Origin of the sequence: Pseudomonas sp. 37 R 15, from assembly GCF_900004865.1 — a bacterium.
Taxonomy (GTDB): Bacteria; Pseudomonadota; Gammaproteobacteria; order Pseudomonadales; family Pseudomonadaceae; genus Aquipseudomonas; species Aquipseudomonas fluorescens_AM.
Genome location: NZ_CVTV01000008.1, coordinates 1 through 12,477, shown reverse-complemented (window position 1 = coordinate 12,477; position 12,477 = coordinate 1). Strand labels below are relative to the sequence as shown.

Annotated in this window: 9 protein-coding genes, 4 tRNA genes and 1 pseudogene; 7 read left to right on the top strand and 7 right to left on the bottom strand. The window is 61.7% G+C overall.

Going from position 1 to position 12,477, the window contains the following annotated elements:
* Window positions 1–4: 4 nt before the first annotated feature.
* Together BFQ04_RS30250 and BFQ04_RS30245 are read left to right on the top strand one after the other, a co-directional pair.
* A pseudogene (locus BFQ04_RS30250) lies at window positions 5–1,201 on the top strand (HAMP domain-containing protein); the annotation flags it as partial.
* A complete protein-coding gene (locus BFQ04_RS30245) occupies window positions 1,181–2,062 on the top strand; it encodes a methyl-accepting chemotaxis protein (RefSeq protein ID WP_371914472.1) in 882 nt (293 codons plus the stop codon). The pseudogene BFQ04_RS30250 and the gene BFQ04_RS30245, both read left to right, overlap by 21 nt.
* Window positions 2,063–2,096: 34 nt before the next feature.
* Here BFQ04_RS30245 and BFQ04_RS00525 read toward each other — a convergent pair whose 3' ends face one another.
* Both BFQ04_RS00525 and BFQ04_RS00520 read right to left on the bottom strand, forming a co-directional pair.
* Window positions 2,097–2,909: an alpha/beta fold hydrolase gene (locus tag BFQ04_RS00525; protein ID WP_065949102.1), complete on the bottom strand. Its 813-nt coding sequence runs from the start codon at window positions 2,907–2,909 to the stop codon at window positions 2,097–2,099.
* A gap of 117 nt (window positions 2,910–3,026) precedes the next feature.
* On the bottom strand, window positions 3,027–3,785 hold the full coding sequence (locus BFQ04_RS00520) for a hypothetical protein (RefSeq protein WP_065949101.1): 759 nt from the start codon (window positions 3,783–3,785) through the stop codon (window positions 3,027–3,029).
* 370 nt (window positions 3,786–4,155) lie between these two features.
* On the opposite strand from BFQ04_RS00520, the gene BFQ04_RS00515 reads away from it, so the two are divergent.
* The 4 genes from BFQ04_RS00515 (at window position 4,156) to BFQ04_RS00500 (ending at window position 4,570) form a co-directional block, all read left to right on the top strand.
* Window positions 4,156–4,231 (top strand) — tRNA-Glu (locus BFQ04_RS00515).
* 3 nt (window positions 4,232–4,234) lie between these two features.
* Window positions 4,235–4,310, top strand: a tRNA-Gly gene (locus BFQ04_RS00510).
* Window positions 4,311–4,415: 105 nt separating this feature from the next.
* Window positions 4,416–4,491 (top strand) — tRNA-Glu (locus tag BFQ04_RS00505).
* A gap of 3 nt (window positions 4,492–4,494) precedes the next feature.
* Window positions 4,495–4,570: transfer RNA gene (locus tag BFQ04_RS00500), tRNA-Gly, on the top strand.
* 70 nt (window positions 4,571–4,640) lie between these two features.
* Here BFQ04_RS00500 and BFQ04_RS00495 read toward each other — a convergent pair.
* Window positions 4,641–6,122: a MocR-like pyridoxine biosynthesis transcription factor PdxR gene (locus tag BFQ04_RS00495; protein ID WP_065949100.1), complete on the bottom strand. Its 1,482-nt coding sequence runs from the start codon at window positions 6,120–6,122 to the stop codon at window positions 4,641–4,643.
* Window positions 6,123–6,204: 82 nt separating this feature from the next.
* Here BFQ04_RS00495 and BFQ04_RS00490 point away from each other — a divergent pair, with 82 nt between their 5' ends.
* Window positions 6,205–7,902 (top strand): M24 family metallopeptidase, encoded by a 1,698-nt coding sequence (locus tag BFQ04_RS00490; RefSeq protein ID WP_065949099.1) that lies wholly within the window; start codon window positions 6,205–6,207, stop codon window positions 7,900–7,902.
* On the opposite strand, the gene BFQ04_RS00485 is transcribed toward BFQ04_RS00490, so the two are convergent.
* From BFQ04_RS00485 to BFQ04_RS00470, 4 genes are all read right to left on the bottom strand, one after another.
* The gene (locus tag BFQ04_RS00485) at window positions 7,862–9,079 is read right to left on the bottom strand and encodes a phospholipase D-like domain-containing protein (RefSeq protein WP_065949207.1); all 1,218 of its coding nucleotides are present in this window, start codon (window positions 9,077–9,079) and stop codon (window positions 7,862–7,864) included. The genes BFQ04_RS00490 and BFQ04_RS00485 overlap by 41 nt on opposite strands.
* 55 nt (window positions 9,080–9,134) lie before the next feature.
* The gene (locus BFQ04_RS00480; protein WP_065949098.1) at window positions 9,135–9,782 is read right to left on the bottom strand and encodes a MotA/TolQ/ExbB proton channel family protein; all 648 of its coding nucleotides are present in this window, start codon (window positions 9,780–9,782) and stop codon (window positions 9,135–9,137) included.
* A 24-nt stretch (window positions 9,783–9,806) separates the two neighbouring features.
* Window positions 9,807–12,092, bottom strand: coding sequence for a TonB-dependent receptor (locus BFQ04_RS00475; protein WP_065949097.1), 2,286 nt, complete (start codon window positions 12,090–12,092; stop codon window positions 9,807–9,809).
* Window positions 12,093–12,116: 24 nt separating this feature from the next.
* Window positions 12,117–12,477: energy transducer TonB family protein (locus BFQ04_RS00470; RefSeq protein WP_139111877.1), on the bottom strand; the 361-nt coding region annotated here is incomplete at its 5' end.

Below are 12,477 nucleotides of genomic sequence, written 5' to 3'. Positions count from 1 at the left end.
GCCGATGACTTGTGCTCAGTGCCCCGTGGTTGCCAATCTCGCTGCTGGTAACGCGGGTGTATGGCATCTGCCATTGCGAGAGGACTCAAGTGCAATGATTTCGGGCGCGCAACGACGTTTTGCCAACCTCGGTATGGCGAAAAAACTGGGCTTGGGGTTCACCCTGGTGCTGCTGCTGACGGCACTGGTCGCGGCCATTGGCGTAGGGTCCCTGCAAACCGTTGGTCAACGCTTCGAAGGCCTCAAGCGTATGTCTTCGCTCAACAGTGACCTGCTCAAGGTGCGCCTGATCGAACAGGATTATGCCTTGCACGCCGATCCCAAGTCGGTGGATGCCCTGCATGAGCGTGTCGACGCACTGACTGCGCTGGCGGCCAGCCTCAAGGCCCAGTCCGCCGCCAACGTGCCGGTCATGACCGAGGTGGAGCAAGCCCTGGCCGCCTACCGCAAGGCGTTCGACGAGTTTGTCGAACTGACCCAGGCCAAGGACCTGGCCCTGGAAATGGCCAGTTGGTCGGTGTCCAGCGTGGCCAATAATCTCGATGTGTTGCAGGCCGGCCTGGCGGACGACGGCGCCTATGCCCTGAAGGAAAGCCAGGGCAAGGAAGGTGCCGAGTTTATCGAGCAGGCGGGGCAGGTGAGCCAGGTGGCGCGGTTGATGCTGCAGGCGATGAACGAAGCGCGGTTGCGCCTGGATCAGAGCCGCAAGGCCGATGCGGACGAGGCCGGGCAGGGCAGGATCGAACAGGCCGACCAGGCGCTGGCTCAGGCCGAGCAACTGAAAACCTCGGTCAAGGACCCCGGTTACCAGACCGTGCTGAATGAAGTGTCCGGGCATATCGCGTCGTTCAGCGAAAAGCTTGGCGAATACACCGGCCTGCTGGCACAGGAAAAAGTGGTTTACCAACAGTTGCATGATCGCGCCGATCAGGTGGTCAGCCGGGTCAACCAGGCCTATGACACCGAAGACCAGTCGATGCAGGCGCAACTGGCCAACAGCGCGCGGCTCATCATCGGTTCATCTGCCCTGGCGTTGCTGGTGGGGCTGATGGCGGCATGGGGGATTACCCGCTTGATCGTGGCGCCGCTGCGCAGGGTAATCGCCGTGGCGCAGCAGATTGCCTCCGGTGACCTGACTGGGCGCATGGAGGTCAGCCGCCGCGATGAAATCGGCCAGTTGATGCAGGCGATGCAGCAGATGGGCAACGGCCTGAGCCATATGGTCAGCGGGTTGCAGGCGGGTATCGAGCAACTGGCCAGTTCGGCGCATTCGTTGTCCAGCGTGACCGAGCAGACCAACATCGAGGTCAGCAGCCAGAAGGAGGAGACCGAGCAGGTGGCTACGGCGATGAACCAGATGACCGCCACGGTGCACGACGTGGCACGTAACGCCGAAGAGGCCGCGCAAGCGGCGCAGACGGCGGATGACAAGGTCGACAGTGGCCAGCAGGTGGTGCGCACGAGCTTGCAGCGCATCGAATTGCTGGCCACCTCCAGCAACAGTGCCAGTGCCAGTATCGAGAGCCTCAGCGCGGAGATCCAGAACATCGGCGCGGTGTTGAATGTGATCAAGAGCGTCGCTGAGCAAACCAACCTGCTTGCCCTGAACGCCGCGATTGAAGCGGCCCGCGCAGGCGAGCAAGGACGCGGCTTTGCGGTGGTCGCCGACGAGGTGCGGGCCCTGGCCAAGCGCACCCAGCAATCGACCGAGGAAATCGAACGTCTGGTCAGCACCTTGCGCAGTGCGGCGCAGTCGTCGGTGCAGCAGATTCAGCACAGTGGCGAGCTGGTTAAACTGGCGGTCAGTGATGCGTTGGAAACCGAAAGCGCCTTGGGCAGCATTGCCGCGGCGGTGTCATTGATCCAGCAGATGAACCAGCAGATTGCCGCAGCAGCCGAAGAGCAAAGCTCGGTGGCCGAAGAGATCAACCGCAGCGTCACCAGCATCCGGGCGAGTGCCGATCAGTCGGCGTTGAGCATGCAAGGCAACGCCGCGTCGAGTATCCAGCTGGCGCAGTTGGGCGCGGAGCTCAGGGGCATGGTGGGGCACTTCCGCCTCTGATCGCAGCCGGGCGCTGCGATCAGAGGGGGAGGGGTCAGGCGTTGTTGGCGAGGAATGTCAGCAGCGCTTCATTGACGAACTCCGGATTCTCCCGGCTGGAGATGTGCCCGGCGTCGGGGATCAAGGTCAGGGCGCAGCCGATCAGTTCGGCCATTTCCTCAGCTTCTGCGGGTGGGCGAGGCGTGTCTTGTTCGCCGCACATGACCAGGGTTGTATCGCAATCCAGGCGAGGAAGCTGATCGAGGATGTCTTCGCGGCTGAAGATCAAGCGGCCCAGGGGCACCACGCTGTCCAGCAAGCGTTCCCGGGAAAAGTCCTGCAGCGATTGGCGAAAGTGCTGATACAGCGCTGATTCGCGGTCGATTTGCGGGCGGAAGAAGATCGGCGCGATCACGTCCAGCAACGGTTCAGGAATGGCGCCGGCGTCTTCAATCATCTTGAACAGCGAGAAGTAGTACTCGCGCGTGGCGTGCGGCTCGGCGCCGAGGTAGGTGTCCATCAGCACGAGGCTGTTGATGCGCTCAGGTGCCAGCAAGGCGAGGCGGGCGCCCCACATGCCGCCGACCGACAGGCCCACCAGGTTGATCTGCGGGATGTCCAAGTGGACCAGCAGCGCCAGGTGCTGACGTGCCAGGTCGTCAAGGGAGCGGGTGGTTGCGGGCAGTGTGCCCGACTCGCCATGGCCCCACAGTTCAGGGACGATCACACGGTATTGCTGCGACAGCGCTTCGATCTGCGGTGCCCACATGTCGCGGTCCCACAGGTAGCTCGAACCTAACAAGACGACCGGGCCGGTGCCCTGGTCGATATAGTGCAGCGGTTGTCCATCAATCACGGCGACAGGCATAGCGGGCCTCTAACTTCACGGAGTGAGGGGCACTTTTTTACGCTAGTCGGGGGTGGGGGGATAGGTGCATTTTGATGGCACGTGGCGACGGAACGTCGCCACATAGCCAGAAGGCTATCAATCGTAGATGGCTTTCTTTTTCCACTCGGCATCGGCGTCGACGACTTTCAGGCCTTCGGTCAGTTCGTTGACTTCGTCTTCGGCTGGCTGGCTGTTGGTCAACACCGTGGAGTTGGCGCGCGCCAATTGCGACTCCAGCGTTTTCAGCTGTGCGCTGTACAGCACCGGTTCCGGCTGTTTGCGCAGGTACTGCACGCCGCGCTCGAACGCCAGGCGCGCCTGGCCCGGTTGACCTTGCTGCAGGGCATGCTGGCCGAGGTTGTTGAAAAATTCGATGTGCAGCAGCACCAGGATATGGCGGATTTCCTTGATCCAGTGCTTCGCTTCGTTGGCCGGCAGGAAGCCGTCCTGGGCCGCGCGGGTGACTTGGCCATGCAGCGCTTCGAGCAAAAAGCGCACATCCTTGGCCTTGGCTTCGGTCTGGATCGGCGCGGGCGGGTTGGCCACCGGAATCGATTCGCCCTGAGCGATCAGTGCGTTGAGCTCGGCGATCCGTGCCTTGAGCGCGGCGCTGGATTTGTTGAGGTTCAGCAGGCGTTGGTTGACGTTGAGTTCCAGGCGGGTCAGCAACAGCTTGAGCGCCGGGGTCATCAATTGGCCGGGAAAAGTCTCGGTGATTTCACCACAGCGACGCAGCCGATCATTGAGCTCGATCTCGGTACGCTGCTTTTCCAGCTTATTGTTTTCCACCACATGGTTCATGTAGCCAATGGCGATCAGTATTGCGATCCCGGCTATAACCAGCAGGGTGATCATGAGTGGTGTCACCGGTGTGACCTCTTCAAGGGGTTTGCTGTGGAGTGTAGTGACTGAGCTATCCGGCGGATAGGACTGTTCGACCAGTTGCCCAGGTAGTTTCTTCTATATAGGTAAGTGTCTGCGGCGTGACTGCATATTGCCATCAGCTGCCTGTGGCAACTATAGCGCCTTGTCGGGCGCCAGAATATAGGCGCCAGGGTTCGGGCAGCCAGAATGCCCGAGCAGGCTGGTAAACCAGGGCGAAGTCATTGATTTAAATAAATTTATCCTTGGGGGTTGACGACCTTTGAATCCATCCATAGAATGCGCGCCACTTACAGCGTAAAGCACACAGCGAAACGCGGTAGGGAGTGAATGTTGTACGTGTGTCCCCTTCGTCTAGTGGCCTAGGACACCGCCCTTTCACGGCGGTAACAGGGGTTCGAGTCCCCTAGGGGACGCCATATGCGGGAATAGCTCAGTTGGTAGAGCACGACCTTGCCAAGGTCGGGGTCGCGAGTTCGAGTCTCGTTTCCCGCTCCAATTTACAAGCAGTGTGGCCTTCGGGCGGCATTGAGTGAAACCAGGACCCCATCTTCGGATGAGGCCTCTGGGCACTGAAATACACACCATGTGTTTCAGTAGCGTGTCCCCTTCGTCTAGTGGCCTAGGACACCGCCCTTTCACGGCGGTAACAGGGGTTCGAGTCCCCTAGGGGACGCCATTTGCGGGAATAGCTCAGTTGGTAGAGCACGACCTTGCCAAGGTCGGGGTCGCGAGTTCGAGTCTCGTTTCCCGCTCCAATTCAAATAAAAAGCCACTCAATCGAGTGGCTTTTTTTTGTCTGTGATTTATATAACAGCGCTGATCGTGCTAAAGAGCATTCACCGCTTGAGCCAGCCGCAACGTAGCCTGACGGATTTCTTCCTGATTGAGCGACGCAAAGCCCAACCGTAGCGCATTCTCCGGCTGGCCCGTCGGCGAGAATTGCCGGCCGCTGCGCACCACCAGTCCGTGGTCAAGGGCAGTTTTTACCATCCGCTCAACGTCGATTTCATCCTCGAAACGCACCCACAGCGCCAGGCCGCCCTCGGGCTCGCGCACCTGGATATGCTCGCCCAGCGACTCGTGCAGGCAGGTTTGCAACGTCTCTCGACGCCCTCGATATTCTTTCGACACGCGGCGCAGGTGCTTTTTCAGTTCACCCTCATTGATCAGGTCCGCCAGCATTTTCTGAGCGACGGCGTCGGCATCCCCCAGCATCAGCGCCGCATTGCGGTGCAGGGCTTCGACCACCTCAGTGGGGGCCACTACATAGCTGCAACGAAACGTCGAGCCCAACGCTTTGGAGAGCGAGCCGATATAGATCACATGGCGCTGGGAACGGTCACTGGCAAGCGGCAGGTAGGGGCGACCGTTAAAGTGGAATTCGTGGTCGTAGTCTTCCTCGATGATACAGAAGTCGTACAGCGCTGCGAGGGTCAGCAGTTGTTGTCGCCGCGCGGCGTGCAGGCTGACGGTGGTCGGGAACTGATGATGCGGCGTGAGGTAGATCATGCGCACTTTATGCTGCTGGCATAAGCGGTCGATCTGGTCCGTACGGCAACCTTCTTCGTCGATGTCCACCGTGACCAGTTGCGCGCCCAACTGACGAAAAATTTCCCACGCCGGCGGGTAACTCAAGCGCTCCACCAGTACCACGTCGCCCGGTTTGATCAGCAGGCTGGCACTCAGGTACAGCGACATCTGGGTGCCCTGGGTCAGGCAGATATTGTCGGCGTTGACGGCCAGCCCGCGATTGCTGCGCAGCATCTCGGCGAGGGCGCAGCGCAAGTGATAGCCGGTGCCTTCGCTGCCGTAGCGTACGGTGTTGGAGGCAAAGCTGTTGCGCAGGGCGTTGCGGTAGTAACGATGCAGCACCGCTTGCGGCAGCAGGCGGTGATCGCTGGTGCCGTTGTCGAAAAACAGCGCGTCATGCCGATGCTGCAGCGCAGTGACCTGGGCGTTATGGGTGAAATACGGCACAACCGGCTGCGCCAGAATGGGCGGCGCGAAGGACTGCAGGGCATGGCCGGGCAGTTGCTTGGGCGTCAGTTGGGCATTGACGAAAGTGCCGCGACGCGGCTCGCTGATCAGCCAGCCTTTGGTCAAGGCTTCTTCGTAGGCGAGGATGACCGTCTTGCGGTTGACGTCGAGCAACTGCGCCATTTGCCGCGTCCCTGGCAGCAACGTGCCGGGCGGCAGGCGCCCTTCGACGATCGCGGTCACCAGGCCCTCGGCTATCTTGCGGTAGGAAGCGTATGGCGGGTCTGCGTCGAGCTTGAGTAGAGGACGCCATTTACGCATCTGGACCATCTGAAGTATCCGAAACTGGAGGTTCTAATGGGCCTAGTCTAGCGTAACAATCAGGCTTCACTCACTCTCGGGTCCTCAGCCTATGCGGTATGTCATCGAACTGTCCCCTTCGGGCAAAACCTTTGAGGCCGGCGACGAGCTGTTGCTTGACGCCATGCTCGCCAGCGACCTGGCCGTGCCGTTCTCCTGCCGCCGTGGTGCATGCGGCTCGTGCAAGGTGGTGGTCGCCGAAGGCGAATATCGAGCCAGACGCCTGGCCCCGGACGCGCCTGCACCTTGTTACCCCCTGGCCGCCAACGAAATGTTGCTGTGCCAGAGTCATGCCTGCACCGATATGCGTCTGGAAATCCCCGGTTGGTCGCTGGACACCCCCGCGCTGGTGTTTGACGCGCGCGTACTCAGCAAGCAGGCAATCGGCCCCGATGTTATCGAGTTGGTGTTGTTGCCGGACGCACCTGTAGCGGTGCGGGCAGGGCAGTACCTCAAGTTCCGCCTGGAACACGGGGATATGCGCAGTTTCTCGATTGCCAACCTGCCTGCCGAGGACCGTGGACGCCTGGTTTTCCAGATTCGTCGGGTAAGCGGCGGGTACTTTTCCGAAGGCATTCTGGATGGCCTGGCCGTGGGAGACCGCCTGCAACTGGAAGGTCCGTTTGGTGCCTGTACCTGGCAGGACGATGACGCCGCCGCCGTGGTCCTGTTCGCCACGGGCACCGGCTATGCCGGCATCAAGCCGATCCTGCTGGCCGCGCTCAAACGTAATCGCGAGGTGACGTTGTATTGGGGCGGCGCGCACTCGGCGGACTTCTACGACAGCGCCTTCCTGGATCAAGCAGCGCTCGAACACCCACGGTTTCGCTGGCATCCCGTGCGCTCATCCGAGGGCAGGGTGCAGGAAGTTGCATTGAGTCATGGTCATCGCTGGGAGGTGGCCCAGGTCTATGCCTGCGGGAGCGGCGCCATGCTCAGCCAGGTGCGAACCCAGTGCCTGGAGGCGGGTTTGCCGGGGCATCGGTTCGTCGCGGAGGCGTTTGTCGCCAGTGGTCGGTCAAGCGCTGAGACGGTACTGCCGGCGTTCGACCCGATCTGGGAAAAAGTCGGCCCGCGTTATTCCCTGGACGGCATGCTGGCGGCGCGAGAGAAATCCATACGCGCCCTGGCAGCCATCGCCAGCCGCTTGAAAGTCGGCATGACCACCGGCCAGGCGTTGGAAATGGCCGCGGGGCAACTGCAGGCCATGGGCGCTTCGCACACCTGGCATCCCACCTATATCCGTTTCGGCGCCGACACGGTACGCCCACCCCGCGAAGGTATCGACCGCCAACGCAGGCTGCGCCCCAGCGATATCGTGGTGGTGGACCTTGGCCCGGTGTGGGACGGCTACGAAGGCGACTACGGCGACACGTTTGTCTTCGGCGACTCGCCCCTGCACCTGGCCTGTACCACCGCACTGCACCAGGTGTTCGATGAAACCCGCCAGGCCTGGCTGCGCGGTCTGACCGGACGCGAACTCTACGACTTCGCCGAACAGAGCGCCGTGGCCAAGGGCTGGCGGCTGGCACGCAATCTGGCGGGGCATCGCCTGGCGGATTTTCCCCATGCGTTGTTCGAGAGCAAACAGTTGGCCGAGCTGGAAATCCCACCGAGTGAAATGGCCTGGGTGCTGGAGATCCAGCTGTGCCATCCCACTGAGCCGGTCGGTGGGTTCTTCGAGGACATGCTGATGTTGCCCACCTCGGTCACTGCACGCCAGGATGCGGAGCGGGGTAATGGGCATTGATGTCCAAGGGCTGAGCGTAGGGCCCGTCCCACAATTGCTCATGCAATTGCCCTACGCGCCTGGCCATCGCCTCACTGCGCATCACCACCTCCAGATTGCGCGAATTATCCAGGTAGCCGCCCAACCAGTTGCTGGTGCCGACCCACGCCACTTGCCCGTCGATCTCCATCGTCTTGCTGTGGATCACCCGTGCATAGGGAATGAATCCTTGCTTGGCTTGGGGCAGCGTGACGATCTTGATCTGTACGTTGGGCAGCACCGCCAGGCTCTTGAGGTAGGGCAGTTCCAGCGGGTCGGTGTTCCAATTGGACACCATCAGCTTGATCGACACACCACGCGCAGCGGCGGCGCGCACCGCATTGTCGATTACCGCGTAGTACGGGCGGGTCCGATCCGGGCCGTAGGACAGCGGCGCATAGTCAAGCAATTGCACGCGCACCTCGTGCTTCGCTTCGCCCAGCAGGCGCGGCAGTTCCCGCTGTGAATCCCCCACGCCCGGCGGGTTGTAGCGTTGCGGGCTGGCCACCAGATAGTTGCCGGTACGCGCAGGCTCCTGATCGGCGGTCGGCAGTGGCACCGGTTGTTTTTCGCTGAGGGCCTGTTGGGCCTGCCAGTCCTGGTCGAAGATCGCCTGGACCTGCCCGACCACGCGTGCATCGCTGATACGCAGCCCGGTTTCGTGGATATGTTCCAGGGAGCGCCAGTCGAAATTCTGGCTGCCGATAAACGCCTGGCTGGTGTCCACCACCATGTATTTGGCGTGGATGATCCCGCCGCTCAACTGCCCGAAGGGCAGCACGCGCAAGGTCAGGTTGGGAATGGCGCGCAAGCGCTCCAGGGTGGCCGCATCCGATAACTTGATACCTTTTTCTTCGAGCAGGAAGCGGATCTTTACCCCGCGTTTACCGGCGGCTTCCAGGTGTTCGATGACCGTGTCCATCACCGAGCCGGGATGATCGGCCGCGTAGAACTGGCCGATATCGATGCGGTTTTTTGCGCCGTCGAACAGCTCTATCCACACCGGTCCCGGCTGGCGCAGATCGGCAGTGCCCAATGGGGTGTCCACGGGCACGGTGTGTACCAGTTCAAACCCTGCAATTGAAAAGTCCGCCATGGCCAGCGGACTGAGGAGCCAGCAGGCGAGGCCTGCGACACGCAACTTCATCGAAAGGGACATAAGCGTCTCATCGCGCAAAAAGAACAGGCGGGCCATGACGCGCCCGCCGTGCAGGTCAGGCCGTGCGGCTGTGCAGTGGCGTGGGCACGCGCAGCGGCACTTCATCGTGGGCGCGGGCCCCGCTGGAGGCGCGGATCAGCAGGATCTTGAGCTGGTCGTTGATGCGCTCCAGGCTGTCCTGGAAGAAGTTATGGAACACCACACAGAACAGCGCGATGGCGATCCCCAGCCCGGTGGCGAACAAGGCCGTGCCGATGCCACCGGAAATCTGCCCTGGGTCCGATACGCCTGCCGTTGCCAGGGCCTTGAAGGTGTCGATGATGCCCAGGATGGTCCCCAACAGGCCGAGCAGCGGGGCCGCCGTGGTGATGGTCTCGATGATCCACAGGCTGCGGGCCAGCGGCGCGCGGGTCTTGAGGTACTGGGTGTCGATTTCGTCGTCGAGGTCCTTGCGCGACCCGTGGGATGCCTTCTGGGCCAATACCGGCAGGATCATGTTCAGCGGCAGGCTGTCGCGACGGGTCAGGTGTTCCGGCAGGTCGCGTTCGCTGTGCACGTGAGTATCCAGGGCCTCGATCAGGGTGCGGGCCTGACGACGCACGTAAGCGAAGTAGATGCCGCGCTCGATGGCGATGAAAATCGCGATGGCCATCGCGGCATACATCACATAGAAGGTGATGTCGTGGAGCAGGTTCATATCCATGCTTGCGTTCCTCTTGGGTCAGTCTTAGAAATTCGCTTCCAGCGAAACCGTGACGGTGCGGTCCAGGCCGACGATGTACGCCGGGTCGCCATCGCGAAAACCGCTGTAGCTGGCGGCGTTGGTCTTGGTGGTGTAGACGCCGTCCAGGTATTTCTTGTCGAACAGGTTGTCGACGTTCAGGCGCAGGGTGGCGTCCTTCACGACCTTTTTGTCGACCGGCAGATAGATACCGGCGCCGAGGTTGAACACCGTGCGCGCGGAGATGCCTTCGTCGTTGGTCAGGTCGCCGTAGAGCTTGCTGGTGTACTTGCCGCCGAAGGTGCCGTAGAAGCGCCCGTCGTCGTAACCGATGTTGGCCGCCAGCATGTTCTTCGGCACGTTGGCGAACTGCTTGCCGCTGGTGGGCAGCAGGATGGCCTGGCCCGCGTTGTAGACGGTCATGTCGTCCTGCTGCTCGGCCTTGGTGTAGGTGTAGGAGGTGTAGTAGTTGAAATGGTGGGGCAGCAGGCCGCTCCACTCCAGTTCCAGGCCTTTGTTGGTGACGGCGCCGACATTGATATCGGCGGAATCGCCATTGATGTCCTTGGACGAGACCTGGCGATTCTTGAAGTCCATGTAGAACAAGGTTGCGGCCAGGGTCATGTCGTCGCCGCTGTAGCGCCAGCCCAGTTCGTGGTTCCAGCTGGTTTCCGGCTCGAGGTCGATGGAGCCGGCGCCTTTGTCATAGAGCGCGTAGTTCTGCGGCACACGCATGTTGCGCGACAGGCTGTAGAACAACTGGTCGCGCTCGTCCAGCTGGTATTTGAGGCCGGCGTTGGGCAGCAGTTTGTTGTAGGTCTGGTTACGTTTTTCCGGTTGTTCGTTGAGACTGCCGTGGTTGGTGCCGTCACGCTCGACGTTCATGTAGGCCAGGCCAGCGATGAAGGTCCAGTCCGAGTTGATGTACCACGTGTCCTGGGCCCAGACTTTTTGCGCCGGGGTCACGGTGAAGCGGTCGCGCCCCTGGACCTGGTTGCCGTTGGCGTCGACGATGGCGCTGTTCGAATCCGGCCAGGTGTCGACCGGCTTGCCATTGCTCTTGAGCGGGATGAACGGCTGGGTCTGGCTCTGGCGTGCGCGCTCGTACCAGTAACCCAATTGCAGGCTGTGGTCGCCCAGGTCCCAGGTCAGTTTGGTGGTGATCCCCGGGCGCCAGGTTTGCGTGCGCGAAGGACGGTAGTACACGCCGCTGTTCGGGGTGCCGTCGGCGTTGTACTGAGCAGCGGTTGGCAGATTGCCAAGGTCGAATACACCGCCCTGGTTGGAGCCACGGTTGAGCGCATAACTCGATGAGCCGACGCCGCTGCCATTGCCCCAGAAGTAATACGGGATCACCGACAAGGCCAGGTTATCAGCCAGTTTGAACTGGGTATTGAGCACCGCGGTGAAGGTCTGGAACGGGTTCTGCGCCAGGGCGTAGTAGCTGTTGTACTTGCCGTTGCTGCCCACCGTCGGCGTTGCCGGGTAGGGGTCGTAATGGCGGCCGTTTTGCTGGAACTGCGCTTTGGTCAACTGGCTGTAGCTGTTGTTGTCCTGCTCGTGGTACTTGAGGATCAGGTTGGCGGTGTTGCCGTTGCCGGCGTCGAAGAAGCTGTTCCATTCCACCTTGTCCGCGCGCACCGCACCCGAACCACGCCACATATCGCCCTCGGTATGGGATGCCGACAGCCAGTTGCTCAGGCCGTTGACTTCGCCGGTATTGAGTCGCGCGAAGGTCTTGCGCGTGGCGTTGCTGCCGACGATCTGTTTGACGAAGGCGCCGGTCTCTTTGGTCGGGCGAATGGTGACGATGCCGATGTTGCCGCCGCTGGAACCGATGTGCGGGCCGTCGGACTCCGAGGCGCCCTGGGTGACGAAGATCTGGTCGATGTTTTCCGGGTCGCCCAGCAGGTTGGAGTACAGCGCATAATTGCCCGAATCGTTGATCGGCATGCCGTCCACCGACATGCCGACCTGGTCGGAGTTCATGCCGCGCATGGTGAAGCGAAAGCCCGACAGGCCGGTGTTGTCCTCACTGGAAATGTTCAAGCCCGGCGTGTACTTGAGCTTGTCGATGGCGTTGCCCGTCGCCGTCTGTTTGTCCAGCGCCTCCTTGGTCACGGTGGAACGGCCCTTGATGCTTTCTTCGGGCACCATGTAACCACCCCCGGCGCTGGCCTTGCCTTGGACCCCAATGGTGCCGACGTCACTGTCGCTGGTGTCTGCCATGACCATTGCCTGGGTCATGCTGGTCGCGGCAACGAGTGCCAGATGAATGCGGGTGAACTTCATCACTGTCGTCCTGGTGGCGGGTGCTTATTGCACGCTGTAGTTGAAGGTGGCGGTGAAGCGCTGCTCATTGCGGCCCCCGAACGCCTGCTCGGGGAACGGTTTGACTTGCTTGATGCGACGCAAACTGTTGGTGGCGGCCCGGTTGAGCAACATGCTCGAGGCCTGGGTCTGCAGGCCGGAGTCCAGTACCCGGCCCTGGCGGTCCACCAGCAGCCACACCACCACTTCGCCACTCGGGCGTTCGAGGGAGGCCTGGCGTCCGGTGGGGTACTGCTTGTAGGTGTCCAGCTCGTTGCGCAAGCCCTTGAGGTAACCGCCTTCCAGGGCCTGGCTGTCGACCTTCGGCGGCGCGGGCGGGGCGGGTGTCGGGGCCGCCTGCGCAACC